Source organism: Streptomyces sp. NPDC004126, assembly GCF_050275515.1.
In the GTDB taxonomy this organism is placed as follows: Bacteria; Actinomycetota; Actinomycetes; order Streptomycetales; family Streptomycetaceae; genus Streptomyces.
The window spans coordinates 82,371-108,808 of the sequence record NZ_JBNNPF010000029.1 but is presented as its reverse complement, the minus strand read 5'-3'; the positions used below and the strand labels follow the sequence as shown (position 1 = coordinate 108,808).

Here is a 26,438-nt window from a genome sequence, read left to right as displayed (position 1 = left end):
ACGCTTCCTTTGTACTCACCCTCTCGGGCTTTCCTCCGGGCTTTCGTTCTTGCGATTCAGACTCTATCAGAGTCTTTCTCGCTTGCTTTCCAGGTTCTTCACTTTCGCGTTTTCCCTTTCCGGCGGTTCCGACTCTATCAGATTCTTTTCCTTGTCGTTTCCGACTCGGTTTCGAATTCCGATGGCCTTCGGGGGGCCTTTCCCTTTCGGGTGGATCAGACTTTATCAGGTTTCCCTGAGTGCTGATCGCCACCCGCTCGCACACGGCAACGGGCACACGTGTGTGCCCGGGTCCTTGCGAGGTGGAGACGCAAACGTACTGGAGCGGGGCCCCCGGACGCAAATCCGGTTGCCCCGCTCCAGTGAGGTCGCTACGTACGCCGGGGCGTACGCCGAGGTCAGACCTCGACCACGACCGGGAGGATCATCGGGCGGCGGCGGTAGCTGTCCGACACCCACTTGCCCATGGTCCGGCGGATGAGCTGCTGGATCTGGTGCGGTTCCGCGATGCCGTCGGCCGCGGCGCGGGCGATGGCTTCCTCGATCTTCGCGCTGACCGGGCCGAAGGCCGAGTCCTCGATGCCGGAGCCGCGGGCCTGGATGTTCGGCCCGGTGACGACCTTGCCCGTGGTGCTGTCGACCACGACGTAGACCGAGATGATGCCTTCGTCGCCGAGGATGCGGCGGTCCTTGAGGGAGGCCTCGGTGACGTCGCCGACCGAGAGGCCGTCCACGTACACGTAGCCGGCCTGGACCTTGCCGGAGATGCGGGCCTTGCCGTCGATCAGGTCGACGACCACGCCGTCCTCGGCGATGACGATGCGGTCCTTCGGAACGCCCGTCATGGCGCCGAGCTCGGCGTTGGCGCGCAGGTGGCGCCATTCGCCGTGGACCGGCATCAGGTTCTTCGGCTTGCAGATGTTGTAGAAGTACAGCAGCTCGCCGGCGGAGGCGTGGCCGGAGACGTGCACCTTGGCGTTGCCCTTGTGCACGACGTTGGCGCCCCAGCGGGTGAGGCCGTTGATCACGCGGTAGACCGCGTTCTCGTTGCCCGGGATCAGGGACGACGCCAGGATCACGGTGTCGCCGGGGACGATCCGGATCTGGTGGTCGCGGTTCGCCATGCGGGACAGCGCCGCCATCGGCTCGCCCTGGGAGCCCGTGCAGACGAGCACGACCTCGTCGTCCGGCAGGTCGTCGAGGGTCTTGACGTCGACGATCAGGCCGGCCGGGACGCGCAGGTAGCCCAGGTCACGGGCGATGCCCATGTTGCGGACCATGGAGCGGCCGACGAAGGCGACCCGGCGGCCGTACTCGTGGGCGGCGTCCAGGATCTGCTGGATGCGGTGCACGTGGCTCGCGAAGGAGGCCACGATGATCCGCTTCTGGGCACCCGCGAAGACGCCGCGGATGGCGTTGGAGATGTCGCGCTCCGGCGGGACGAAGCCCGGGACCTCGGCGTTCGTCGAGTCCGAGAGGAGGAGGTCGATGCCCTCCTCGCTCAGGCGCGCGAAGGCGTGCAGGTCCGTGAGGCGGTTGTCCAGCGGCAGCTGGTCCATCTTGAAGTCGCCGGTGGCGACGACGAGACCCGCGTCCGTGCGGATGGCGACCGCGAGGGCGTCCGGGATGGAGTGGTTGACCGCGATGAACTCGCAGTCGAAGGGCCCGAGGTTCTCGCGCTCGCCCTCCTTCACCTCGAGGGTGTAGGGGCGGATGCGGTGCTCCTGGAGCTTGGCCTCGATGAGGGCGAGGGTCAGCTTGGAGCCGATCAGCGGGATGTCCGGCTTCTCCCGGAGGAGGTACGGGACGGCGCCGATGTGGTCCTCGTGGCCGTGGGTGAGGACGATGCCCTCGATGTCGTCGAGGCGGTCCCGGATGGACGTGAAGTCCGGCAGGATCAGGTCGATGCCCGGCTGCTCCTCCTCGGGGAAGAGCACGCCGCAGTCGACGATCAGCAGACGACCGTCGAACTCGAAGACGGTCATGTTGCGGCCGATCTCGCCGAGACCGCCCAGCGGGGTGACCCGGAGGCCGCCCTTGGGGAGCTTCGGCGGCGGGCCGAGTTCAGGGTGCGGATGGCTCAAAGGTTCTCCTTCACCACGCGCGCCACGTGCCCCTGAGGCACGTGGCGCGCGTGTCATTCGTGCACTTGCTTTCGTCTGTTTCGTTCTTGCTTATTCAGTTGTGAAGTCTGTTGTCAGAGCTGTACCCCGCCCGCGGCAAGATCGATCTTGAGCTGTGCCGTCTCCTCGTCGGTCAGGCCGATGAGGGGGAGGCGCAGCGGGCCGGCGGGCAGGCCCTGGAGGGACAGGGCCTTCTTGGTGGTCATCACGCCCTGGGTACGGAACATGCCCGTGAAGACCGGGAGCAGCTTCTGGTGGATCTCGGTGGCCTTCTGGACGTCGCCGCCGACGTGGGCCTCCAGCATCGCGCGCAGCTCGGGGGTGACCACGTGGCTGACGACGGAGACGAAGCCGACGGCGCCGACCGACAGGAGCGGCAGGTTCAGCATGTCATCACCGGAGTACCAGGCCAGGCCGCTCTGGGCGATGGCCCAGCTGGCGCGGCCGAGGTCGCCCTTGGCGTCCTTGTTGGCCACGATGCGGGGGTGCTCGGCGAGCCTGACCAGGGTCTCCGTGTTGATCGGGACACCGCTGCGGCCGGGGATGTCGTAGAGCATGACCGGCAGCTCGGTGGCGTCGGCGATGGCCGTGAAGTGCTGGAAGAGGCCTTCCTGCGGCGGCTTGCTGTAGTAGGGCGTCACGGCGAGGAGGCCGTGGGCCCCGGTGCGCTCGGCCTGGCGGGCGAGCTCCAGGGTGTGGCGGGTGTCGTTGGTGCCGATGCCGGCGACGACGTGGGCGCGGTCGCCGACCGCTTCGAGTACGGCTCGTACGAGGTCGTTTTTCTCCGCGTCGGTGGTGGTGGGCGACTCACCGGTGGTGCCGTTGATGATCAGGCCGTCGTTGCCTGCGTCCACCAGGTGGACGGCGAGACGCTGCGCGCCGTCGAGGTCAAGTGCGCCATCAGCCGTGAACGGCGTGATCATGGCGGTGAGGACCCGCCCGAAGGGGGTCTGCGGAGTCGAGATCGGAGCCATGGGTAACACGCTACTCGCTGCCATGCTCGCGGTGTCCCCTCGGGGGACGTCAACAGGCGGTGCCGCCCGGCCGGAGCCGGAGGTGTTGGATCCCGGCACTGCCTGCTCGGGGGTTCAAGCAGTGCCGGGTCCGTTTGATCAGCCTAGATGAACTTTACGAAACGTCGCAATACGGACACTTGGGACTTACCTCCGTACATGCGTACGCCACACGTGCATCAGCCCTTACGGGGCAACGCGACCGTAGCCGCCGCGGACCGCCCGGCCGGCCGCCCGCCGCTGCTCCATCCTCCGCCGTCCCGGTCCCCCACCGGGGCGCCGACGGCCACGGCGCGGACGGGGCACCACGAATTTTGCTTAATGTCCCGAATTCCGGCACCGATTGGGCCGTTCGTTCGTCTCTCCAGGAGAGAGCACACCATCCGTCAGAACCCGGGCCCAGGGCCCCGATCCGTGAGGAGAGCCGCCACTGTGTTTCGCCGGCGCGAACCCGTCCCCTTCGCCTTCGTCGCCGAGGCCGACCGTTTCCGAAGCAACGTCACTCCGCCGCCGCGCGAGAGTCTGAGCGTCGCCCAGATCACCGCCCGTAGTCTGGTCGGACTGACCGTGGTGGCGGGGCTCGTGGGCTCGCTGCTCTTCGGCATGCCCGCACTGCAGCCGTACCAGGCGTCCGACCGGCCCGCGGGGACGGCGCAGCAATCGGGGGAGTCCGGGGGGCGGTAGCCTCTCGGGCACAGCCCAACCGAACATGCACATGAGTGAGGTCCTGCCGTGCCCCTGCCCTTCCTGACGGCCGACGGCGTCTTCGACGCACACGAGGACGAAGCCCTCCCCCATGTGGACCCCGAGCGCTGGCGGCGCCCCTACCGGCCCGGCCCCTGGCGGGTCGCCGGTGCGTCGGTGCTGCTGCTGCTCGCCGCCTTCATGCTGCTGGCCACGGTGATCATCGCCTTCGCGGGCACCTGGACCGGCGCGGGCATCGCGCTGGCCGCCTCGCTCGCCGTGGTCGGCTCCGCACTGCGGATCCTGCGCTCGGGCGTGTGGGTGAGCCCCTCCGGGCTGCGCCGGGTCGGCTTCTTCGGGACCCGCTCGGTCTCCTGGAGCCAGGTCGAGAAGGTCCGCACGGTCCAGCAGCCCGTCCGCTGGCTGGGACTGCCGCGGACCGTCCAGGGCCAGGCGCTGACGGTCTCCGCGCGCGGCAAGGAGCTGCCGGTGCTGCTGACCGACCACAGCGCCGACTTCCTGGCCCGCGGCGAGGCCTTCGACCGGGCCGCCGGCCAGGTGGAGGCGTGGGCCGAGGAGTACCGGGGCGTGCCCGCCTGACGGCGGCGCGACGGCACGAGGGCCCGTACGGGGATCGTCCTGTACGGGCCCTTCCGTGTGCCTGTCCGCGCGGCTACGCGCGCGCCTGGTGCAGGGCGATGGCCCGCTGCATGGCCTTGCGGGCCCGCGGGGTGTCGCGGGCGTCGTGGTAGGCGACGGCGAGGCGGAACCAGGTGCGCCAGTCCCCCGGCGCGTCCTCGGTCTCCGCCTTGCGGCGTGCGAAGACCTCGTCGGCGGAGTCCCGCAGGATCCGGCCGTACTGGTCCCGTTCCAGCTCGTCGACGGGCAGGCCGTCCTCGGCCTCCAGCTCCGACGCGAGCTGGTTGGCCCGGGTGACGAAGCGGGTGTTCATCCAGAGGAACCAGATGCCGATGACCGGCAGGATGAGCACCGCCGCACCGAAGGTGACGGTGAGCCAGGTGCCCTGCTGGATCAGCAGCAGGCCCCGGCTGCCGACCAGGACGAAGTAGACGACCAGGACGGCGGCCGTGACGAGATAGGTGATCTTCGCGCGCATGGGTGTTACTGCCTCATCAGCCGAGGTCGAGGAAGTTTTCCAGGCCGAAGGTGAGGCCCGGGGTCTGCGTCACGCGGCGGGCGCCGAGCAGGATGCCCGGCATGAAGCTGCTGTGGTGCAGGGAGTCGTGACGGATGGTCAGGGTCTCGCCCTCGCCGCCGAGCAGTACCTCCTGGTGGGCCAGCAGGCCGCGCAGGCGGATGGCGTGCACGGGGACGCCGTCGACGTCGGCGCCGCGGGCACCGTCGAGGGCCGTGGCGGTGGCGTCGGGCTGGGCGCCGAGGCCGGCCTCGGCGCGGGCGGCCGCGATGAGCTGGGCCGTGCGGGTCGCGGTGCCGGAGGGGGCGTCGACCTTCTTCGGGTGGTGCAGCTCGACGACCTCGACGGACTCGAAGTAGCGCGCGGCCTGGACGGCGAACTTCATGGTGAGGACGGCGCCGATGGAGAAGTTCGGGGCGATGAGCACGCCGGTCTCCGGGGAGGCGGCGAGCCAGGTGTCGAGCTGGGCGAGGCGGTCCTCGTTCCAGCCGGTGGTGCCGACCACGGCGTGGATGCCGTGGCCCACGAGGAAGTCCAGGTTCCCCATGACCGAGTCGGGGGTGGTCAGCTCGACGGCGACCTGGGCTCCCGCCTCGGCCACCTGCTCCAGCTTGTCGCCCCGTCCGAGGGCCGCCACCAGCTCCATGTCCTCGGCGGCCTCGACCGCCTTGACCGCCTCGGAGCCGATGCGGCCCCGGGCGCCGAGGACTGCCACGCGCAGCTTGCTCATTGTTGCTTCCTTAAGGGTGCGTGCGTACGGGTCTAGGCGACCGCTTCGTCGAGCCGGGCGGCCTGCTTCTCCTTGAGCGGGCCGATCACCGCCAGCGAGGGCCGCTGTGCCAGTACATCGCGGGCGACCGCGCGGACGTCGTCCGGGGTCACCGAGGCGATGCGGGCCAGCATGTCGTCGACGGACATCTGGTCGCCCCAGCACAGCTCGCTCTTGCCGATGCGGTTCATGATCGCGCCGGTGTCCTCCAGGCCGAGGACGGTGGAGCCGGAGAGCTGGCCGATGGCGCGCCTGATCTCCTCGTCGGTGAGGCCTTCGGAGGCGACGGTGTCGAGCTCCTGGCGGCAGATCCGCAGGACGTCGTGGACCTGGCTGGGCCGGCAGCCGGCGTAGACGCCGAAGAGGCCGGTGTCGGCGAAGCCGGAGGTGTACGAGTACACGCTGTAGGCCAGACCGCGCTTCTCGCGGACCTCCTGGAAGAGCCGGGAGGACATGCCGCCGCCGAGGGCGGTGTTCAGCACGCCGAGGGCCCAGCGGCGCTCGTCGGTGCGGGCCAGGCCCGGCATGCCGAGGACCACGTGGGCCTGCTCGGTCTTGCGGTTGACCAGGTCGACGCGGCCGGCGGTGCGGATCCGCTTGGTGCCGGTGCGCGGGCCGAGCGGCACGGCGTCGGTGTGCTTCAGGGCGCCGGCCTTCTCGAAGGCCGCGCGGACCTGGCGTACGACCTTGTTGTGGTCGACGTTGCCGGCGGCGGCGACGACCAGGCGGGTCGGGTCGTAGTGCTTCTTCCAGAAGCGGCGGATCCGGTCGGCGCCGAGGGCGTTGATGGTGTCGACGGTGCCGAGGACGGGGCGGCCGAGCGGCGAGTCCCCGTACATGGTCTGGGCGAACAGGTCGTGGACCATGTCGCCCGGGTCGTCCTCGGTCATCGCGATCTCTTCGAGGATGACACCGCGCTCGGCGTCGACGTCCTCCTCGCGGATCAGCGAGCCGGTGAGCATGTCGCAGACCACGTCGATGGCCAGCGGCAGGTCCGTGTCGAGCACCCGGGCGTAGTAGCAGGTGTACTCCTTCGCCGTGAAGGCGTTCATCTCGCCGCCGACCGCGTCGATCGCGGAGGAGATGTCGAGGGCGGTGCGCTTGGCGGTGCCCTTGAAGAGGAGGTGCTCCAGGTAGTGGGTGGCGCCGTTGAGCGCGGGCGTCTCGTCGCGGGAGCCCACGTTGGCCCAGATGCCGAAGGTGGCGGAGCGCACGGACGGCAGCGTCTCGGTGACGACGCGCAGTCCGCCGGGGAGGACGGTGCGCCGGACGGTGCCGATGCCGTTCTCGCCCTTGAGGAGGGTTTGGGTACGGGCGACGGCCCGCCCCTCCGAAGAGGGGCGGGCCGTCACACGGGAACTACGCGACGTCACTTGTCGGAGTCGTCCTTGTCAGCCTCGGCGGCGTCCTCGCCCTCGATCACGGGGACGAGGGAGAGCTTGCCGCGCTGGTCGATCTCGGCGATCTCGACCTGGACCTTGGTGCCGACCGCGAGCACGTCCTCGACGTTCTCCACGCGCTTGCCACCGGCGAGCTTGCGGATCTGCGAGATGTGCAGCAGGCCGTCCTTGCCGGGCATGAGGGAGACGAAGGCACCGAAGGTGGTGGTCTTGACGACCGTACCCAGGTAGCGCTCGCCGACCTCCGGCATGGTCGGGTTGGCGATCGCGTTGATCGTGGAGCGGGCGGCCTCGGCGGCCGGGCCGTCGGCGGCACCGATGTAGATGGTGCCGTCGTCCTCGATCGTGATCTCGGCGCCGGTGTCCTCCTGGATCTGGTTGATCATCTTGCCCTTGGGGCCGATGACCTCGCCGATCTTGTCCACGGGGATCTTGACGGTGATGATCCGCGGGGCGTTGGGGGACATCTCGTCCGGCGTGTCGATCGCTTCCATCATCACGTCGAGGATGTGGAGGCGGGCGTCGCGGGCCTGGGTCAGGGCCGCGGCCAGGACGGAGGCCGGGATGCCGTCGAGCTTGGTGTCGAGCTGGAGCGCGGTGACGAACTCCTTGGTGCCGGCGACCTTGAAGTCCATGTCGCCGAAGGCGTCCTCCGCACCGAGGATGTCGGTGAGGGCGACGTAGTGCGTCTTGCCGTCGATCTCCTGGGAGATCAGGCCCATGGCGATGCCGGCGACGGGGGCCTTGAGCGGCACACCGGCGTTCAGCAGCGACATGGTGGAGGCGCAGACCGAGCCCATGGACGTCGAACCGTTGGAGCCGAGGGCCTCGGACACCTGGCGGATCGCGTAGGGGAACTCCTCGCGGGTCGGCAGGACCGGCACGATCGCGCGCTCGGCGAGCGCGCCGTGGCCGATCTCGCGGCGCTTCGGGGAGCCGACGCGGCCGGTCTCGCCGACGGAGTACGGCGGGAAGTTGTAGTTGTGCATGTAGCGCTTGCGGGTCACCGGGGAGAGGGTGTCCAGCTGCTGCTCCATGCGGAGCATGTTGAGGGTGGTGACGCCCAGGATCTGGGTCTCGCCACGCTCGAACAGCGCCGAGCCGTGCACGCGCGGGATGGCCTCGACCTCGGCGGCCAGGGTGCGGATGTCGGTCAGGCCACGGCCGTCGATGCGGACCTTGTCCTTGATGACGCGCTCGCGCACCAGGGCCTTGGTCAGGCTGCGGTAGGCGGCGGAGATCTCCTTCTCGCGGCCCTCGAAGGCCGGGAGGAGCTTCTCGGCGGCGATCTCCTTGACGCGGTCCAGCTCGGCCTCGCGGTCCTGCTTGCCCGCGATGGTCAGCGCCTGGGAGAGCTCGCCCTTGACGGCGGCCGCGAGGGCCTCGTACACGTCGTCCTGGTAGTCCAGGAAGACCGGGAACTCGCCCTCGGGCTTGGCGGCCTTGGCGGCCAGGTCGGCCTGGGCCTTGCACAGGACCTTGATGAACGGCTTCGCGGCCTCGAGGCCGGCGGCCACGATCTCCTCGGTCGGCGCCTCGGCGCCGCCCTTGACCAGGGCGATGGTCTGCTCGGTGGCCTCGGCCTCGACCATCATGATCGCGACGTCGCCGTCCTCCAGGGCGCGGCCCGCGACGACCATGTCGAAGACGGCGTCCTCGAGCTCGGTGTGCGTCGGGAACGCGACCCACTGGCCGCGGATCAGCGCGACGCGGACGCCGCCGATCGGGCCGGAGAAGGGCAGGCCGGCCAGCTGGGTGGACGCGGACGCGGCGTTGATCGCGATGACGTCGTACAGGTGGTCCGGGTTGAGCGCCATGACGGTGGCGACGACCTGGATCTCGTTGCGCAGGCCCTTCTTGAAGGAGGGGCGCAGCGGGCGGTCGATCAGGCGGCAGGTGAGGATCGCGTCCTCGGAGGGGCGGCCCTCGCGGCGGAAGAAGGAGCCGGGGATCTTGCCGGCCGCGTACTGGCGCTCCTCGACGTCCACCGTGAGGGGGAAGAAGTCGAGCTGGTCCTTGGGCTTCTTCGACGCGGTGGTCGCGGAGAGGACCATCGTGTCGTCGTCCAGGTAGGCAACGGCGGAGCCGGCGGCCTGGCGGGCGAGGCGGCCCGTCTCGAAGCGGATGGTGCGGGTGCCGAAGGAGCCGTTGTCGATGACGGCCTCGGCGTAGTGGGTCTCGTTCTCCACTAGCGTTTTCTCCATTTTCGTCGTCTCCGTCCGCCACCCGTGTGGTGGTGGACGGTTGCGGAGAAGCGCTCCTGGCGTGCGGGCCGGTCTTCGATCGAAGCACCCGGTTCCAGGCCCCTCCGACGGGGCTTTCCGGATGCCACTACCGAGGACCGGCGGCGTAGGGAGGGCGCTCCTCCTCTTCTGTTGTGCGCTGTGTCCCAGACTACAAAGCGTCCGGTACGTCGCGCACGTACAGCAAAGGGAGCGGCCCCATCGGTGTGGGAACCGCTCCCTTCACAGTGTGCTTACTTGGCGCCGGCCGCACCACGGCGGATGCCGAGGCGCTCGACCAGCGTACGGAAGCGCTGGATGTCCTTCTTGGCCAGGTACTGCAGCAGGCGGCGGCGCTGGCCGACCAGGATCAGCAGACCACGACGGGAGTGGTGGTCGTGCTTGTGGGTCTTGAGGTGCTCGGTCAGGTCCGAGATGCGGCGGGACAGCATCGCGACCTGGACCTCGGGAGAGCCGGTGTCGCCCTCCTTGGCACCGAATTCGGCGATGATCTGCTTCTTCGTAGCGGCGTCGAGCGGCACGCTTACTCCTCGTTTGGTCTTCGTGGCCACCGAGTGCCCCAGGTCGAATTCTCTGGGGAGCTTCCGTAACTCGGGAGGCGAGGTCCGCTGGGCGCTGTCTCCAGAGGTTTCCGGGGACGCGTACACAAACGGCCGTCACACAGCGTACCAGGCTGCCGGGTCGCGGCGTCTCAGCTGGTGAGAGAGCGGGCGCGGCCGTACACGTCGAGCACTGCCAGGGCCAGCGGGACCAGGCTGAGCAGGACCGCGGCCTCGGTGAGGTCGAGCAGCCTTCCCCAGAAGGGTGACAGGCCCTTGCGGGGGATGACAAGCGAGATTCCCGCGAGGAGGGCGGCTCCGGCGGCGACGGCGGCCGAGAGCCAGACCGTACGTTCGAACACCAGCTCGACCGGCGTGCGCAGGGCCAGCCCCAGGACCAGCAGGCCGACCGCGGCCAGCCCGGCGGCCAGGGCGCAGACCACCTGGGAGGTGTAGCGGAAGAGGCGGGCGCGCAGCAGCATCGCCAGGCCGGTGGCCAGGGCCAGCAGGCGGCCCCAGGTGCTGTCGGAGAAGCCGAGGACGGCGGCGGCCCCGACGGCGACGGCGGCGCACCCCCCGACGAGGCCGAGCAGCATCTCGTGCCCCCGCCGGGCCTGGGCGGCGATGGCCTCGGCGTCGAGCGGGGCGGCCTGCTGGTCGGCGCCGCCCTGGTCGGCGTACGGGTCGGCGTCGTAGCGGTCCGGGGCCTCGTACCCGGGGGCCGCGCTCTGCGGGGCGGCGTACCCGATGGGCAGCCGGGCGAAGCGGGCGGACAGGGCGGGGAGGAAGGCGACGAGCCCGATGGCGACGGGCGCGCACACGGCGGCGGTGGCCGTGGCGGAGGCGTCGGCGGCGATGGCGCCGAAGGCGGCCAGGGTCCCGGTGGCCGCCAGGAAGGTGACGGCGACGAAGGGGGCGTCCCCGTCCGGGGTGAGCGCGACCAGGGCGACGGAGGCGACCAGGACGCAGGCGCAGCCGAGCAGGAACTGCAGCCGCCCGGGTCCCTGGCCGGCGCCGGCGGCGACGGTCCCGGAGCCGGCGATCAGCAGGTGCGGCAGGGCGCCGAGGCCGAGGGCGACGGCGGAGCCGCGGTCGCGGTAGACGCGGGCGCGCACCCCGGCGGCGGCGGTGAGGAGCAGGCCGACGGCCCCGGCGATGATCCCGGGGAGGCCGTGCATGTCGTGCCGGACGGGGTCGGCGTACCAGAGGACGAAGCCGAGCAGGACCAGCAGCACCGCCGCGCCGGACAGGCCCGCCCCGCGCAGCATGTCGTCGCTCCAGCGGTGCCGGTCGCGGACGACGGCGGAGGCGACGGCGTCGGAGACGTCGTCGAAGACGGCCGGCGGCAGGGACTCGGCGAAGGGCCGCAGGCTCAGCACCTCGCCGTCCAGGACCTGCTGGGCGGCGAGGGTGCGGGCTCCGTCGAGGACGGCGCCGGAGCGGCGGACCAGGTGGAAGCCGGTGGGCGCGCCGACGGGCTGGGTCTGGCCGGTGAGGCGCAGCAGTTCGGGGTAGACGTCGGCGACGGCGATGTCCTCGGGGAGGGCGACGTCGATGCGGCTGTCCGGTGCCACGACGGTGACCCTGCAGAAACCGGTCGCCTCGGCCGTACTCACCTGTGTGACCCCCTGGTTGGCGCCGCTCCGCCGTGGCGGCGGTCGGTTCGCGGATGCGCATGGCGCGGGCGTCACCCTACCCGGAGGGCGTCCGGCGGTCGGCAAGTAGGATCACCGTTCGCGTCGGGCGCGGGGTGCGGGAGTGCCCCCCGGTGCCCGGGACTTGGGGGCGCCGGCCGCGACGTCCCGCCAGTTTTCGAGGGATTGATGCTCCGGTGAGCCAGATCGTCGTCAAACGCCCGCCGCGGTCCCTGCCGCCCGAGGTCCCTTCGGACGAGCTGAGGCTGGAGGCTCCGCCGGAACTCCCGCGGGGGCAGCAGGAGGGCATGCTGATGCAGCTCCTGCCGATGCTCGGCATGGGCTCCTCGGTGGTGTTCTTCTTCATGCCGGGCTCGGCACCGTTCATGCGGATCATGGGCGTGCTGATGCTGGCGTCGACGGTGGGCATGGTCATCGCCCAGCTGGTGCGCCACCGGCGCGGTACGCAGGGCCAGATGGCCGACGTGCGGCGGGACTACCTCAAGTACCTCGCGCAGACGCGCCGCCAGGTGCGGCGCACCGCGCGGGCGCAGCGCGACGCGCAGTTGTACCTGCACCCGGCACCCGACCAGCTGTGGTCGGTGGTGGCGGAGGGCTCGCGGCTGTGGGAGCGGCGGGTCGGCGACGCGGACTTCGGGCAGGCCCGGCTGGGGCTGGGCGCGCAGCGCCTCGCGACCGCGCTGGTGGCTCCGGACACGGCCCCGGTGGACGAGCTGGAGCCGCTGGCGGCGGGGGCGATGCAGCGGTTCCTGAAGGTGCACTCCTCGCTGGACGGGCTGCCGGTGGCGGTGTCGATCCGGGCGTTCTACCACGTGACGGTGTCCGGGGAGGCGGAGTCGGCGCGGGGTGCGGCGCGGGCGATGGTGGCGCAGCTGGCGACGCTGCACTCCCCCGAGGACCTGGTGGTCGCGGTGGTGGCCGCGCCGGGGGCGGTGCCTTCGTGGGACTGGGTGAAGTGGCTGCCGCACACGCAGGTGCCGGGGCAGGTCGACGGTGCCGGTACGAAGCGGCTGTTCGGCGACGACCTGGGTGATCTGGAGGGGCTGCTGGGGTCGCGGCTGGAGGGCCGGCCGCGGTTCAGCCGGGAGGTGTCGCCGGTGCTGGACCAGCCGCACCTGGTGGTGGTGCTGGACGGCGGGCTGGTGCCGCCGGACTCGGTGTTCGCGGCTGCCGAGGGGCTGCAGGGCGTCACCATCGTCGAGGTGGTCGCGGGCGAGCTGGACGAGCCCCGCGGCGGGCTGTCGGTGGTGGTCGAGCCGGGCCGGCTGCGGCTGGAGTCGGGCGCGGGGGTCGCGTACGAGGGCGTCCCGGACGGCCTGTCGCTGCCGGCGGCCGAGGCGCTGGCCCGGCAGCTGGCGCCGCTGCGCACGGGCGGCGGGGACGACGACGAGCCGCTGCTGGCGAACCTGGACTTCACCGACCTGCTGAACCTGGGCGACGCGGCCTCGGTCGACGTGTCCCGCACCTGGCGGCCGCGGTCGGCCGGCGAGCGGCTGCGGGTGCCGATCGGGGTGGGCGAGGACGGCGCGCCGGTGATGCTGGACCTGAAGGAGGCCGCGCAGGAGGGCATGGGTCCGCACGGGCTGTGCGTGGGCGCGACGGGTTCGGGCAAGTCGGAGCTGCTGCGCACGCTGGTGCTGGGGCTGGCGGTGACGCACACCTCGGAGACGCTGAACTTCGTCCTCGCCGACTTCAAGGGCGGTGCCACCTTCACCGGCATGGGTCAGATGCCGCACGTCGCGGCGGTGATCACCAACCTGGCGGACGACCTGACGCTGGTGGACCGGATGGGCGACTCGATCCGCGGCGAGCTCCAGCGCCGGCAGGAGCTGCTGCGGTCGGCGGGCAACTACGCGAACATCCACGACTACGAGAAGGCGCGCGCGGCGGGCGCCCCGCTGGAGCCGCTGGCCTCGCTGGTGCTGGTCATCGACGAGTTCTCGGAGCTGCTGACCGCGAAGCCCGACTTCATCGACATGTTCATCCAGATCGGCCGGATCGGCCGCTCGCTGGGCGTGCACCTGCTGCTGGCCTCGCAGCGGCTGGAGGAGGGCAAGCTGCGCGGCCTGGACACGTACCTGTCGTACCGGATCGGTCTGCGCACCTTCTCGGCGTCCGAGTCGCGGACGGCGCTCGGCGTGCCGGACGCGTACCACCTGCCGTCGGTGCCCGGTTCGGGCTACCTGAAGTTCGGCACGGACGAGATGGTCCGCTTCAAGGCGGCGTACGTCTCGGGCGTCTACCGCTCGGGCGGGCCGGACCTGTCGGCGGGGCCGTTCCCGCTGGAGCGCCGTCCGGCGCTGTTCACGGCGGCCCCGGTGCCGGTGGTGTACGCGGCGCCGGACCCGGCGCTCGCGGCGGAGCGGCCGGCGCGGGAGGACGACGCGCTCGCGGACACGGTGCTCGACGTGATCGTGGGGCGGCTGGAGGGTCAGGGCGTTCCGGCGCACCAGGTGTGGCTGCCGCCGCTGGACCGGGCGCCGTCCCTGGACCAGCTGCTGCCGGCCCTGGCGCCGTCGGCGGAGCGCGGGCTGCACGCGGAGGGGTACACCCGGCCGGGCGGGCTGGTGGTGCCGCTCGGGCTGATCGACAAGCCCTTCGAGCAGCGGCGCGAGGTGCTCTACCGGGACTTCTCGGGTGCGGCGGGCCACATGATGGTGGTGGGCGGTCCGCAGTCGGGCAAGTCGACGCTGATGCGTACGCTGATCTGCGCGTTCGCGTTGACGCACACCCCGCGCGAGGTGCAGTTCTACGGGCTGGACTTCGGCGGCGGCGCGCTGTCCTCGGTGGCGGAGCTGCCGCACGTGGGCGGGATCGCCTCCCGGCTGGATCCGGAGCGGGTGCGGCGCACGGTCGCGGAGGTGGCGGGGATCCTGGCCCGCCGCGAGGAGTTCTTCCGGGCGAACGGCATCGACTCCATCGGCACGTACCGGCGCCGGCGGGCGGCGGGGGAGCTGCCGGGCGAGGCGTGGGGTGACGTGTTCCTGGTCGTCGACGGCTGGGGCGGGTTCCGCGGCGAGTACGAGGGCCTGGAGCCGGTGGTCACGGACATCGCGGCCCGCGGGCTCGGCTACGGCATCCACGTGGTGGTCACGGCGGCCCGCTACATGGAGGTGCGGTCGGCGCTGAAGGACCAGCTGCTGGGCCGGCTGGAGCTGCGGCTCGGCGACGTGATGGACTCCGAGTTCGACCGGCGGGTGGCGGCGAACGTGCCGACGGGGATGCCGGGGCGCGGCCAGGTGCCGGAGAAGCTGCACTTCCTGGGGGCGCTGCCGCGGATCGACGGGTCGCACGACGCGGAGAGCCTCTCGGAGGGGACGCGGGAGTTCGTCGCGGCGGTGCGCTCGGGCTGGTCCGGCCCGTCCGCACCGGGGGTGCGGCTGCTGCCGCGGCTGCTGCACGCGGACCGGCTGCCCAAGGGCGGGGAGTTCCCGGAGCGCGGGATCGCGATCGGCATCGACGAGACGGCCCTGGAGCCGGTGTTCGTGGACTTCGAGAGCGACCCCTTCTTCCTGGTGTTCGGCGAGAGCGAGTCGGGCAAGACGAACCTGCTGCGGCTGATCACGCAGCAGATCGCCCAGCGCTACCGCCCGGACCAGGCCAAGCTGGTCGTCGGCGACTACCGGCGCGGGCTGCTGGGGGCGCTGCCGGAGGAGCACCTGCTGGAGTACGCGCCGATGGCGAGTTCCCTGCAGATGCACATGGAGGCGCTGGTGGGGGTGTTCTCGCGCAGGCAGCCGCCGGCGGACGTGACCCCGCAGCAGCTGCGGGACCGCAGTTGGTGGACGGGTCCGGACGTGTTCATCGTGATCGACGACTACGACCTGGTCGCCACGAGCCAGGGCAACCCGCTGACGCAGCTGGTGGAGTTCCTGCCGTTCGCCCGGGACACTGGCGTCCGCTTCGTCATCGCGCGGAGCTCGGCGGGTGCCTCGCGGGCGATGTACGAGCCGTTCATGCAGCGGATCAAGGAGCTGGGCGCGCAGGGCGTCGTGCTGTCGGGCGACCCCTCCGAGGGAGATCTGCTCGGCACCGTCCGCTCCCGGCCGATGCCCCCGGGCCGCGGCCACTACGTGTCGCGCCGGCGCGGTACCTCGCTGGTCCAGCTGGGGCGGATGCCGGGCCTGTAGGGGGCCGGCGGGCGGGGTCCGGCGGCCATCGGGGGAAACGGGTCCCCCGGCGGCCGCGTTCCGCCGATAATCGGCAGCGAAGACCGAGCAGGACCGCACGACCGACGGGAAGGGCCGCGCATGGGCACCCAGCAGGAGAAGGACGAGCTGTACGCGCTCGACATCAGCGACGTCGAGTGGCAGGGGCCGCCCGGGACCAGCCCGGACGAGGAGCGGGTGGAGATCGCCAAGCTGCCCGAGGGCGCGGTGGCGATGCGGTCCTCCCTGGACCGCGACACGGTGCTGCGCTACACGGCGGCCGAGTGGGAGGCGTTCGTGCTCGGGGCCCGGGACGGGGAGTTCGACCTCACCTGAGGCTGCCCGCGGGCCCGGGTACGGCGAAGGGGGCGCGCCCCGTGCGGGCGCGCCCCCTTCGGCATGCCGGGCTCAGAAGGCCTCGGTGAACAGGCGCGAGGCCTTCACGTCGGTGGCGCGGTAGTCGCCCTTGCCTCGCTCGATGAGCCGGGCGACGCCCTCCAGCTGCTTCTGCATGTTGTCGGCGCGGCCGTGGTACTTCTTCTGGAGGTCGACGTACGCGAGGTGCGCCTCGCCGTCCCAGGTGTCGGTGACGACCTTCACGGCCGCCTCCATCTCCTCCAGGTCCTTGAGGATGTTCCGGGAGACGACGCGGATGCGGTCCGCCATCTGCTGGACGCTCTCGTACCGTACCCGGGTGTGGCCGTCCTGGTTGCCTGCCATGTCCTTCTCCTTCGGGGCTGGGGTATGCCGGTGCGACGCGGACGTCAGAGGTATTCGAGGCCCGAGCGGGCGCCGCCGCCGGCGGCCGCGCCGGAGCCCCGGTTGATGACGCCGAACGCCGAGTGCACGTCCGCGTCCTGCGCGTTGGTGAGGTTCTTCGTCTGCGAGACGGCGTTGTGCAGGACCTTGAGCAGGCGGCGGATCTCGTCGTGGTCGATGTTGAGGTCCGACTGGGCCTTCTTGAAGCCGTCGGCGCCGACGCCGGTCCAGCCCGCGTGCACGGTTTCGAGGATGTCGGCCAGCTCACGGGCCTGGGTGCTGACGGCGCCGGCCGTCTCGGAGATCTTGTTGGCCGCCTTGACGACCGGATCGTCCGCGAGTCCGAAATTGTTCGTCATCCGAAGCTCCTCACTTCTCAATTCCCCGGCAGAACCGGTGGATTGCAGGGCGGAGCGGCTTCCGGCGGCGGCAATTCGAGCCACCCGTACCGGACTTCCCCCTCCGCTTCACACGGATCCGCGATCACAGTCGTGAAGCCTGGCGCCACTCTAGTCAGTTCGGTCGACCCGCCCAACACCGGCCGCCCGGTCCTGTGGACGGACCGCGGCCGTTCACTGCGAACGGGCCCGGCGGCCGCGGCGCGCGTCGCGGACGACGGTCGCGGTCCCGGCGACGACGGCGATGAGCACGCCCGCGATCCCGAGCGCGTACGTGCCGATCCGCTGGTCGCGCTCCTGCGCGGTCTCCGACACCGGGACGGCCGCCGCCTGCGGTGCGGCCGCCGGGGGCGGACCCGGGTCCGGGACGGGAGGCTTGGGCGGCCCCTCGTCCTGGGTGACCGCCCGCACCGGGTCCACGACGCCCCATCCGACGTAGTCGTCGCGGCCCTTGACGGAGCGTTCGGCGGTGTTCTGGATCTGCCAGACCACCTCCTGCGGGGTCCACTCGGGGTGCTCGGCGACCAGCAGGGCCGCGACCCCGGCGACGTAGGGCGCGGAGAAGCTGGTGCCGTTGTCGATGCACTGGCCGAAGCCGGGGACGGTGGAGACCATGTCGACGCCGGGGGCGGCGACCCCGATGAAGTCCCCGGGCTGGGAGAAGGCGGCGCGTTCGTTGTTGCGGTCGGAGGAGGCCACGGCGAGGACCCCGGGGAAGGCCGCCGGGTAGGTCCGGTGCTTCTGGCCGCTCAGCCCGTCGTTGCCCGCCGAGGCGACGACGACGGCCTTGGCGGCGAGGGCCCGCTGGACGGCCTTGCCCAGTTCGGAGTCCGGGGTCAGCGGGGCGTCGGTGTCCTGGGAGATGTTGATGACGCGGGCGCCCTTGGCGACGGCGTGGTCGACGGCCTGGGCGAGGGTGGCGACCGCGTTGCCGGTGGCCTGTCCGTCGTTCTGCCGGATGGGGATGACCGTGGCCTCGGGGGCGAGGCCGACGAAGCCGGTGCCCTGCTGGGGGCGGGCCGCGATCAGCCCGGCGACCTTGGTGCCGTGCCCGACGGTGTCGTTGGTGCCGTCGCCGCCCTTGGGGTCGATGAAGTCGCGTCCGGCGCCGGTGTCGAGGGCTCCCGCGAGCTGCGGGTTGGCGCGGTCCACACCGGTGTCGATGACGGCGACCCGCACCCCCTTGCCCTTCGTGCGGGCCCAGAGCGCGTCCAGCATGACCCGCTGGAGGGCCCAGGGCCGGTCGGCGATCTGCTTCTTCATCGGGAAGGTGCACTCGCCCGCCCCGTCCAGGGCGAAGGCGTACGGGGACTGCGGCGCGGGCACCGCGCCGCCGGCGGCGGCCAGAGCGAGGGCGGCGGCCGCCAGGGCCGCGCGGGAGGACTGGAACACGGCCGGCGTCCTCACGAGCCCTGCGGCTGACGGGCCGAGTTGGTGTCCAGACGGGGTCCCTTGGAGAGGAACTCCGACCAGGCGATCGGCACCAGGGCGGGGGCGATCCCGCCGTAGCCGAGCCGCACCTGCGCCTGGCTGGGCTCGGGCCGGCCGTCACCGGCGGCGGCGTCCTGCGCCTGCTTCCCCGCGGCGCCGATCCCCGACTGCTCGGCGTCGCTGTCGCCATTGGCCTGGACGGCGTACCGCAGGCCGGTGTCGGTCACCAGGAACAGGGCGCCGGCCCCGCCGGTCTGGCGGCCCTGGACCTGGGTGTAGAGCAGGCCCGTGCCGGGGGTGACGTAGGAGCTGGTGCCGCTGGCGGTGATGTCGACGGGGAAGCCGGTGCCGGCCCAGGTGCTCAGCGTCTGCCCGCCCTGGCCGTCGACGGAGCGCAGGACGCTGCACACGGTGTCGCGGCGTTCGCCGCCGTTCGCGGCGCCCGGGGTGTCCGCGACCCGGTTGACCTGCGAGCCGCGCCGGCGGGGCCACTTGGCGTCCTCCCTGAAGGGAGGGGCGTTCGGGTCCAGGGACTTCAGGGCGGTCTCGCGGGCCTTGCCGTGCATGCCGAGTCCCTCGCTGGCGGGCGAGTGGATCAGCAGCCAGGCCGTGAACTCCGAGACGGGGGCGATCCGGTCGGGCAGCACGACGTAGTACTGCGTGCCGGAGCCGGTCTGCGCGGTCAGCACCATGCCCACCCTGCCGTCGGCGCCGCCCGGGACGGCGGTGCTCGCCCCGGGGGTGCCGGGCAGCTGCGGGAAGGCCAGGTCGTCACCGGCGTTGAGGGTGGCCAGCCACTCCTCGGTCACCGGCTGCGGGGTGGCGCCGGTGCCGACCAGGGCCGTCGTCAGCGTCCCGGAGTCCGGGCGCCCCTCGGGGAAGCGGTACTTCGTGCCGGCCGAGTCGACGAGGAAGCGCTCCTTGGCGCCGCCGGTGCTCTGGACGTACAGCACCTGGGTGTCGGTGGTGCGGTTCCCGTCGTCCAGCAGGCCCGCCTCCCGGTCGGCGAGGACGAAGGCCGCGGTCTGCACGCCCCGGTTGTTGCCGCCGGGCTGCTGGCAGACGGCCCAGCGCTTGGCCTTGGCGGCGTCGGCCTTGGCGGGGAGCCGGTCGGGGGCGTAGGGGATCCCGATGATGGGGCCGCGCGGGGGCTTGCCCGCGTCCAGCACCTTGTCCTCGACCTGGACCACCTTCGACTTGCGCGGGTCGAGCAGCAGCCGCGCCGAGGCCAGGTTCAGCACGGGGTGCAGCCGGGTCTGGTCCTTGCCGTTCACCTTCGTGGTCAGCACCACGTACCGGGTCGTCGACTGCTTGCCGACGACGACCATGGCCCCCGGTTCGTCCCACCCCTTGGGGGCCTGCGGCCGGAACATCCCCCAGGCGCCGAAGCCCGCGACGATCAGCGCGCCGGTCACCACCGTGGGCAGGACCGCGCGCAGCGGGCGGGGTGCGCCCTCCTCGGTCCCGGTGGCGGAGGGCTGGAGGAACGCGGCCACGGTGCGCCGCTTCGCGAAGGTGTACGCGTTGAGCTCGTCGCGTCGTGATGCCATGACCGCCTGCTTCTTCCCGCACGGCCCGGCCGGTGGGGCCGCTCCCCGGGCCTTGGTTGTCGGACCGGGGACCTACTATGCCTCTTGACGGAGGGTCGGCAGGTGCCGGGTGCCCGGGGCGGCGGCCCGGCGCCCGCCGGATCCCTCCGGACCGGGGTATTCAGGGCTGTTGGGGTGGATGGGGAGATTCCGGGGTGGTGCGGCCGTGGCCGCGCCGCAGCGGGACTCCCCCGCCCCGCAGGCGAGTTGGGGAGGTGCGCGAGTGAGCGCCAGCGCTACGGCGCCGCGGGCTGCCGCGGCCGCACCCGCACGCGGCGGGGTCACGCCGCATCCGAGGTCGGGCCCGGGCCGCTTCGGCCCGTTCCGACTGCAACAGCTCGTGCTCCTCCAGCTCGCGGCCGCCGCGCTGCTCGTGGCCTGGGTCGTGGAGCCGCTGCTGCTGGTGCCCGCGGGCGCCCTGGCGGTGGTGCTGGCCCTGCTGGCCCTCGTCCGCCGCCACCAGCGCTCCCTGCCCGAGTGGATCGGCGGCGCGCTCGCCCTGCGCGCCAGGCGGCGCAGGGCCGCCGCCTCCACCGTGCCGGCGGGCACCGAGCCGGGGCTCGCGCCGCTGGTCGAGGCCGATCCGGCGCTGCGCACCACGGCCTTCGGCGGCCGCGACCGGCGGCCCGTCGGGCTGGTCGGCGACGGGACGTTCCTGACGGCGGTGGTCCAGGTCGACGCGGACGCCACCGCGCTGCGGCCCGACCGCGCGGAGCGGCCGCTGCCGCTGTCCCTCATCCGGGACGTCCTCGAAGTGGACGGCATCCGGCTGGAGTCGGCGCAGCTGGTGCAGCACACCCAGCCCGCGCCGGCCCCGCACCTGCCGGCCCGGTCGACGGCCGCGCTCAACTACGCGCCGCTGCAGGCCCGTACGGGCACCCCGGCGGTGCGGCTGACGTGGATCGCGCTCAAGCTCGACCCGGAGCTGTGCCCGGAGGCGGTCGCCGCGCGCGGCGGCGGCCTCGCGGGGGCGCAGCGCTGCGTGGTGCGGGTGGCGGACCAGCTGGCCGGCCGGCTGGCCGGGGCCGGGTTCCGGGCCACCGTGCTCACCGAGCAGGAGCTGACGGGCGCGCTGGCCACCTCCTCGTGCGCCAACCCGATGGCGATCACCCAGGCGGGGCGGTCGGCGAGCACCGGCCGGCGCACGGAGGAGACCGCCCGGACCTGGCGCTGCGACGACCGGCGCCACACCACCTACTGGATTGGCCGCTGGCCCCGGCTGGGCGGGGCGGGGGCCGGGCTGCCGCAGTTCGTGGCACTGCTGACGTCGCTGCCGGCGCTGGCGACCAACTTCAGCCTGACGATGGCCCCGGCGGAGCGGCAGGGCGTGACCCTGACCGGGTACGTGCGGGTCACCGGGCGCAGCGACGAGGAACTCGTGGCGGCCCGGCGGGAGCTGGAGCGGACCGCGCGGGGCGTACGGGCCGGGCTGGTACGCCTCGACCGGGAACAGGTGCCGGGGCTGCTGGCCTCGCTGCCGCTGGGAGGGGCGCGATGAGGGGTACGGCTGCGCTCCGGGGCGGTTTCGGGCTGATCGGACCGCGCCGGGAGCGGCACGTGGTGCAGGCGGCGGACCTGGACGCGCTGGCGCTGCCCGTCGGGGACGACGGGGTCGTCATCGGTGTGGACGCCGAGGGGCGGCCGGCGGTGCTCGGCGTGAACCGGCCCACTCCGTACGAGGTCACGCTGATCGGCGGCCTGTGGACGGCCCAGGTGCTGGCCCTGCGCACGGCCGCGACCGGGGCCCGGGTCGCGGTGGAGACCGGGCGCGCGCCCGTGTGGTCCGGGCTGGCCCAGGCGGCCGGCGGCGGGCAGCAGTGCGTGACCCTGCACGACGTGGGCCGGGTCCCGCCGCAGGGCGCCTCGGCGGGCAGCCCGGTGCTGGTGGTCCGGGACTGCGGGATGCGGCCGCCGCGCGGGCGGGTGGTGGCGGGGCCGTGGCAGTCGGTGCTGACCCTGCTGCCGTACCTGAGCCCGTCCGCGCCCCGGCTGCTGCGGAACTCGGCGCTGGTCGGGGTGCAGCGGGTGTCGCCGGACGAGGCGGAGCAGGTGGGCGCGCTGATGCGGCTGCCGCGGGCGGCGGTCGAGTCGCTGCCGACCCTGGGGGACGGGGTGACGCTGTGGTGCACGCCGCGGGACCGGAGGTTCGTGATGACGCAGGGGACGGAAGCGGAGACGGGGCTGCTGGGAGCTGCGCGGCGCATCGACTGACGGCCGGTCCGCGGGACGTGCGGGATGACGGTTGCTCAGGGCCGGGGCGGCCTGTAGGCAGGAGTACGGGGGCGCGACCGGCCGTGTCTTTTGGATCAGGCCGGATCAGCCCGCGGTGTCTGGTGCCGTGCATCGCAAGGCCGAGGAGGGAGACAACGCGGAGCGTTGGCGACCGACGAGAACGCGGCGAGGCGCGGCACCAGACACCGCGGGCCCGGCCTGATCCAAAAGACACGGCCTCAGGGGCTTTCGGGCGCGGGGCGCGATTAGGCTGAGCGCGGGCGCGGCGTCGAGGTGGGCGCCGACCGGTGTTCGACAGACCAGGAGGACCAGTGAGCGGCGATCGGAACGAGAGGCGCGGCGGGACGTGGGACGTCCCGACGGACGATCAGTCCGACGCGGAGCCCGATGTGACGGGCGAGTTCACCATCGACTACACCCCGCCGGCCTGGTACACGCAGGGCGCGCCCGCGCAGGCCGCGCCGGTACCGGGGCTGCCCGGGCTGCCCGAGGGCAGCGGCTTCGAACCCCACCGCCCGGCGGACGTGGTCTCGCCGCCGACGATGCGGATCGCCCCGGCGCAGGCCGGGCCGACCGCTGCCGCTGCCGCTGCGCAGGCCGCGCCGGTCGTGCCCCCTCCCCCGGCTCCGGCTCCGGCTCCGGCTCCGGCTCCGGCTCCGGCTCCGGCTCCGGCTCCGGCTCCGGCTCCGGCTCCGGCTCCGGCCGCAACGCCGGGCCAGGCTCCCGGGTTCCCCGCGCAGGGCGCAGCCGCGGGCCAGGCTCCCGGATTCCCGGCCCAGGCCGAAGCCGCGGGCCAGGCTCCCGGGTTCCCGGGCGGTCCGGCCTTCCCGGCGCAGGCCGAGCCCCCGGCCGCCCCCGGGTTCCACGCGGCAGGGGCCGAGACCCCGAACGGTCACGCCGCCCAGGGCGAAGCCCCGGGCCAGGCGCCCGCGTTCCCCGCGCAGGGGCCCGCCCACCCCGGTCCCCAGGGCGGCCAGGCCGCCGCCGGGTTCCCCGCACCGGGGGCCGAGACCCCGAACGGTCACGCCTCCCAGAGCGAAGCCGCGGGCCAGGGCCCCGCGTTCCCCGCCCAGGGTGAAGCCCCGGCCGCCGCCGGATTCCCCGCCCCGGGGGGCGAGGGCCCGACCGGTCACGCCGCTCAGGGTGAAGCGGCGCCCGCGCCGGACGGCGCCCCGGCCCGGGACGAGGCCGCCAAGCCGGGGGCCGAGGGCCCGGGCCAGGGCTCGGCGGTCTCCGGGACCGAGGGCTCCGCAGCGGGGGGTGACGTACCGGGCCGGGAGGCCGAGGCGTTGCCGGCCCTGCCCGGCGGGACCCCGGCGGGGTTCGCCGCCGCGTCCGTGCAGCCGGAGCCCGCGGCCCCGTTCGCGGTGCCCACCGTGGCGCCCCTCGCCGTGCCCTCCTTCGCCGACGCCGTACCCCCGGGGTTCGCACCGGCCGCCGAGGAGGAGGCGGCTGCCGCACCCGGCCGTACGCCCACCCCGGCCGGGGGAACTCCGGTCGCCGGGCCCGCGGATACTCCGTTCGGGGGATCCGGCTCCGGACTGCCGCCGCTGCCGCCCGCGTTCCCCTCGACGGGGGCGCCCCAGGGCTACGGCTTCCCGCCCCCGGGCCCCGAGGCGCAGGCCTCCGCACCGGCACCGCAGCCCCCGCAGGGCTACGGCTTCCCGCCCGTCCCGCCCCAGCAGGGACACGGGTTCCCGCCCGGCACCCCGGAGGCCCCGGCTCCCGCACCGGCACCGCAGGGCCCGGCCGGCACCCCCGAAGCACAGCCGCAGCCCCCGCAGGGCTACGGGTTCCCGCCCGGCACCCCCGAAGCACAGCCGCAACCGCCGCAGGGCTACGGCTTCCCGCCGCCGGGCCCCGACGCACAGGCTCCGCAGGGCCCGTTCGGCACCCCCGAAGCACAGCCGCAGCCCCCGCAGGGCTACGGGTTCCCGCCCCAGCCGGCGCAGCAGCACGCACAGCAGGGGTACCCCGCCCCGCAGCCGCCGCAGGCGCAGGCGCACTGGCAGGGGCCCGGCCAGGGCCCCGGCGCTCCGCTCGGTTACACCGCCGCCGTGGAGCTGTCCTCCGACCGCCTGATCCGCGCCAAGCAGAAGCCCAAGCCCACCCGTTCCGGCTTCCGCTTCGGCGGCAAGGCCGCCGAGGCCGACCGCCAGCGCAAGCTGGAGCTCATCCGCACCCCGGTGATGTCCTGCTACCGCATCGCCGTCATCAGCCTCAAGGGCGGCGTCGGCAAGACCACGACGACCACCGCCCTCGGCGCCACCCTCGCCACCGAGCGCCAGGACAAGATCCTGGCCATCGACGCGAACCCCGACGCCGGCACCCTCGGCCGCCGCGTCCGCCGCGAGACCGGTGCGACCATCCGCGACCTGGTGCAGGCGATCCCGTACCTGAACTCGTACATGGACATCCGGCGGTTCACCTCGCAGGCCCCCTCCGGCCTGGAGATCATCGCCAACGACGTGGACCCGGCGGTCTCGACGACCTTCAACGACGAGGACTACCGGCGCGTCATAGACACGCTCGGCCGCCAGTACCCGATCATCCTGACCGACTCCGGCACCGGACTGCTCTACTCCGCCATGCGCGGCGTCCTGGACCTGGCCGATCAGCTGATCATCATCTCCACCCCGTCCGTGGACGGCGCGAGCAGCGCGAGCACCACGCTCGACTGGCTCTCCGCCCACGGGTACGCCGACCTCGTCTCCCGCTCGATCACCGTCATCTCCGGGGTCCGCGAGACCGCCAAGATGATCAAGGTCGAGGACATCGTGCAGCACTTCGAGACCCGCTGCCGCGGGGTCGTCGTCGTGCCGTTCGACGAGCACCTCGCGGCCGGCGCCGAGGTCGACCTCGACCTGATGCGGCCCAAGACCCGGGAGGCGTACTTCAACCTGTCCGCCCTGGTCGCCGAGGACTTCACGCGCGCCCAGCAGCAGGCCGCGCAGGCCCACTGGGGCGCCCCCCAGGGCCACCAGCCGCCGCAGCAGCCGGGCCCGTACCAGCAGCCGCACGCGCAGCCCCCGCAGGGGCCGTCGCCGTACGGGCAGCAGCCCTACCCGCAGCCCGGACAGCCGTGGCAGCCCCCGGCCGCCCCCCAGCCGCCGCAGCAGCCCGGCCCGTACCAGGCCCCGCCGCGCGACCCGCGCCTCGGCTGACCGGCCGGCCGGCCGCGGGAACGCGAAAGGGCCCGTACCGTCCCCCCGGGGACGGTACGGGCCCTTTCGCGCAGGTCAGCGCAGGTCAGCGCAGGTCAGCGCCGCGCGGCGTCGAAGGCGTCCGTCAGGACCCGCGCCCTCTTCACGTCGTCCGCGATGGCCTCCAGCAGCCCGTCGAGCGACTCGAACTTCGCCATCCCCCGCACGTACGCGAGGAAGTCGACGCACACCTGCTTGCCGTACAGGTCCAGCCCGACGCGGTCGATCGCGTACGCCTCCACGGTCCGCTCGGTGGCGTCGAACTGCACGTTCGTACCCACCGAGATGGCCGCCGGCATCCGCTCGCCGTCGGCCGTCAGCCAGCCCGCGTACACCCCGTCGGCCGGGATCGCGGTGTGCGGCTGCGTCTCGACGTTGGCCGTCGGGTAGCCGAGCTCGCGCCCGCGCTGCGCGCCGCGCACCACGATGCCCTCGACCCGGTGCGGGCGGCCCAGGATCTCGGCGGCGCCGTCCATGTCCCCCTCCGCGACCAGCCTGCGCGCCAGCGTGGAGGAGAACGGCACGCCGCCGCCCGCCTCGCCGCGCTCGACGAGGTCCACGACGTCGACCTCGTAGTCGTAGGTGGAGCCCAGCTCGCGCAGGAACTCGACGTTCCCGGCGGCCCGGTGGCCGAAACGGAAGTTCGGGCCCTCGATGACGGCACGCGCGTGCAGCTTGTCGACCAGCACCTTCACGATGAAGTCGGCCGGGGACAGCTGCGAGAACTCCGCCGTGAACGGCAGGATCAGCAGCGCGTCGACCCCGAGGCCGGCCATCAGCTCGGCACGGCGGTCGTACGGGGCCAGGATCGGCGGGTGGCTGCCCGGCCGCACGACCTCGCTCGGGTGCGGGCTGAAGGTGACGACGACCGCCGGGACGCCCAGCTCGCGGGCCTTCGCCACGGCCCGTCCGATGATCAGCTGGTGTCCCCGGTGCACACCGTCGTAGGAGCCGATGGTGACGACGCTGCGTCCCCAGTCCTGGGGGATGTCCTCCAAGCCACGCCAGCGCTGCACTGTGACCGCTCCTCGCCCGAACCCGTGTAGTCCCTGTACTGAATTGCCGATTGCAGGTCTAAGACTGCCATGCCCTCGGC

Annotated in this window: 20 protein-coding genes; 7 read left to right on the top strand and 13 right to left on the bottom strand. The window is 72.9% G+C overall.

From position 1 onward, the window contains the following. Positions 1-398: 398 nt before the first annotated feature. Together ACQKM2_RS25695 and dapA are read right to left on the bottom strand one after the other, a co-directional pair. Complete coding sequence (locus tag ACQKM2_RS25695; RefSeq protein WP_427713696.1) at positions 399-2,084, bottom strand: ribonuclease J; 1,686 nt, start codon at positions 2,082-2,084, stop codon at positions 399-401. 113 nt (positions 2,085-2,197) lie between these two features. Further along, positions 2,198-3,097, bottom strand: coding sequence for a 4-hydroxy-tetrahydrodipicolinate synthase (gene dapA, locus ACQKM2_RS25690; protein ID WP_007266924.1), 900 nt, complete (start codon positions 3,095-3,097; stop codon positions 2,198-2,200). 471 nt (positions 3,098-3,568) lie between these two features. Here dapA and ACQKM2_RS25685 point away from each other — a divergent pair, with 471 nt between their 5' ends. Continuing rightward, positions 3,569-3,820 carry a hypothetical protein gene (locus ACQKM2_RS25685; RefSeq protein WP_427713694.1) on the top strand — a complete coding sequence of 84 codons (252 nt, stop codon included), beginning with the start codon at positions 3,569-3,571 and terminating at the stop codon, positions 3,818-3,820. Positions 3,821-3,868: 48 nt separating this feature from the next. After that, complete coding sequence (locus tag ACQKM2_RS25680; protein ID WP_427713692.1) at positions 3,869-4,420, top strand: PH domain-containing protein; 552 nt, start codon at positions 3,869-3,871, stop codon at positions 4,418-4,420. A 73-nt stretch (positions 4,421-4,493) separates the two neighbouring features. On the opposite strand, the gene ACQKM2_RS25675 is transcribed toward ACQKM2_RS25680, so the two are convergent. The 6 genes from ACQKM2_RS25675 to eccD all read right to left on the bottom strand — a co-directional run bounded on the left by ACQKM2_RS25675 (position 4,494) and on the right by eccD (position 11,543). After that, positions 4,494-4,937, bottom strand: a complete 444-nt coding sequence (locus tag ACQKM2_RS25675) for a hypothetical protein (RefSeq protein WP_427713691.1) — start codon at positions 4,935-4,937, stop codon at positions 4,494-4,496. A gap of 16 nt (positions 4,938-4,953) precedes the next feature. After that, on the bottom strand, positions 4,954-5,706 hold the full coding sequence (dapB, locus tag ACQKM2_RS25670) for a 4-hydroxy-tetrahydrodipicolinate reductase (protein WP_427713689.1): 753 nt from the start codon (positions 5,704-5,706) through the stop codon (positions 4,954-4,956). A 32-nt stretch (positions 5,707-5,738) separates the two neighbouring features. Beyond that, a complete protein-coding gene (locus ACQKM2_RS25665; protein ID WP_427713686.1) occupies positions 5,739-7,118 on the bottom strand; it encodes a M16 family metallopeptidase in 1,380 nt (459 codons plus the stop codon). Beyond that, positions 7,115-9,334, bottom strand: a complete 2,220-nt coding sequence (locus ACQKM2_RS25660; protein WP_427713702.1) for a polyribonucleotide nucleotidyltransferase — start codon at positions 9,332-9,334, stop codon at positions 7,115-7,117. Before ACQKM2_RS25660 ends, ACQKM2_RS25665 begins: the two co-directional genes overlap by 4 nt. Positions 9,335-9,621: 287 nt before the next feature. Continuing rightward, complete coding sequence (gene rpsO, locus ACQKM2_RS25655; RefSeq protein WP_007266917.1) at positions 9,622-9,909, bottom strand: 30S ribosomal protein S15; 288 nt, start codon at positions 9,907-9,909, stop codon at positions 9,622-9,624. A 170-nt stretch (positions 9,910-10,079) separates the two neighbouring features. Continuing rightward, positions 10,080-11,543: a type VII secretion integral membrane protein EccD gene (eccD, locus tag ACQKM2_RS25650; RefSeq protein ID WP_427713684.1), complete on the bottom strand. Its 1,464-nt coding sequence runs from the start codon at positions 11,541-11,543 to the stop codon at positions 10,080-10,082. Between the two features lie 215 nt (positions 11,544-11,758). On the opposite strand from eccD, the gene eccCa reads away from it, so the two are divergent. Together eccCa and ACQKM2_RS25640 are read left to right on the top strand one after the other, a co-directional pair. Continuing rightward, positions 11,759-15,712: a type VII secretion protein EccCa gene (gene eccCa / locus ACQKM2_RS25645; RefSeq protein WP_427713683.1), complete on the top strand. Its 3,954-nt coding sequence runs from the start codon at positions 11,759-11,761 to the stop codon at positions 15,710-15,712. Between the two features lie 120 nt (positions 15,713-15,832). Then, a complete protein-coding gene (locus ACQKM2_RS25640) occupies positions 15,833-16,066 on the top strand; it encodes a DUF397 domain-containing protein (protein ID WP_007266914.1) in 234 nt (77 codons plus the stop codon). Positions 16,067-16,138: 72 nt separating this feature from the next. Here the strand turns inward: ACQKM2_RS25640 and ACQKM2_RS25635 are convergent, their stop codons facing one another. From ACQKM2_RS25635 to eccB, 4 genes are all read right to left on the bottom strand, one after another. Beyond that, positions 16,139-16,450 carry a WXG100 family type VII secretion target gene (locus ACQKM2_RS25635; RefSeq protein ID WP_427713680.1) on the bottom strand — a complete coding sequence of 104 codons (312 nt, stop codon included), beginning with the start codon at positions 16,448-16,450 and terminating at the stop codon, positions 16,139-16,141. Between the two features lie 44 nt (positions 16,451-16,494). Next, positions 16,495-16,848, bottom strand: a complete 354-nt coding sequence (locus ACQKM2_RS25630; RefSeq protein WP_427713677.1) for a WXG100 family type VII secretion target — start codon at positions 16,846-16,848, stop codon at positions 16,495-16,497. 213 nt (positions 16,849-17,061) lie between these two features. Beyond that, a complete protein-coding gene (mycP, locus tag ACQKM2_RS25625) occupies positions 17,062-18,279 on the bottom strand; it encodes a type VII secretion-associated serine protease mycosin (RefSeq protein ID WP_427713674.1) in 1,218 nt (405 codons plus the stop codon). Positions 18,280-18,290: 11 nt separating this feature from the next. Next, on the bottom strand, positions 18,291-19,868 hold the full coding sequence (gene eccB, locus ACQKM2_RS25620) for a type VII secretion protein EccB (protein WP_427713673.1): 1,578 nt from the start codon (positions 19,866-19,868) through the stop codon (positions 18,291-18,293). Between the two features lie 262 nt (positions 19,869-20,130). Between eccB and eccE the strand changes: the two genes are divergently transcribed. The 3 genes from eccE (at position 20,131) to ACQKM2_RS25605 (ending at position 25,303) form a co-directional block, all read left to right on the top strand. Beyond that, on the top strand, positions 20,131-21,405 hold the full coding sequence (gene eccE, locus ACQKM2_RS25615) for a type VII secretion protein EccE (protein WP_427713671.1): 1,275 nt from the start codon (positions 20,131-20,133) through the stop codon (positions 21,403-21,405). Then, positions 21,402-22,118 carry a hypothetical protein gene (locus ACQKM2_RS25610; RefSeq protein WP_427713668.1) on the top strand — a complete coding sequence of 239 codons (717 nt, stop codon included), beginning with the start codon at positions 21,402-21,404 and terminating at the stop codon, positions 22,116-22,118. Before eccE ends, ACQKM2_RS25610 begins: the two co-directional genes overlap by 4 nt. A 332-nt stretch (positions 22,119-22,450) precedes the next feature. Next, complete coding sequence (locus ACQKM2_RS25605) at positions 22,451-25,303, top strand: SCO5717 family growth-regulating ATPase (RefSeq protein ID WP_427713665.1); 2,853 nt, start codon at positions 22,451-22,453, stop codon at positions 25,301-25,303. Between the two features lie 95 nt (positions 25,304-25,398). Here ACQKM2_RS25605 and ACQKM2_RS25600 read toward each other — a convergent pair whose 3' ends face one another. After that, positions 25,399-26,358: a bifunctional riboflavin kinase/FAD synthetase gene (locus ACQKM2_RS25600; RefSeq protein WP_427713663.1), complete on the bottom strand. Its 960-nt coding sequence runs from the start codon at positions 26,356-26,358 to the stop codon at positions 25,399-25,401. Positions 26,359-26,438: the final 80 nt, after the last annotated feature.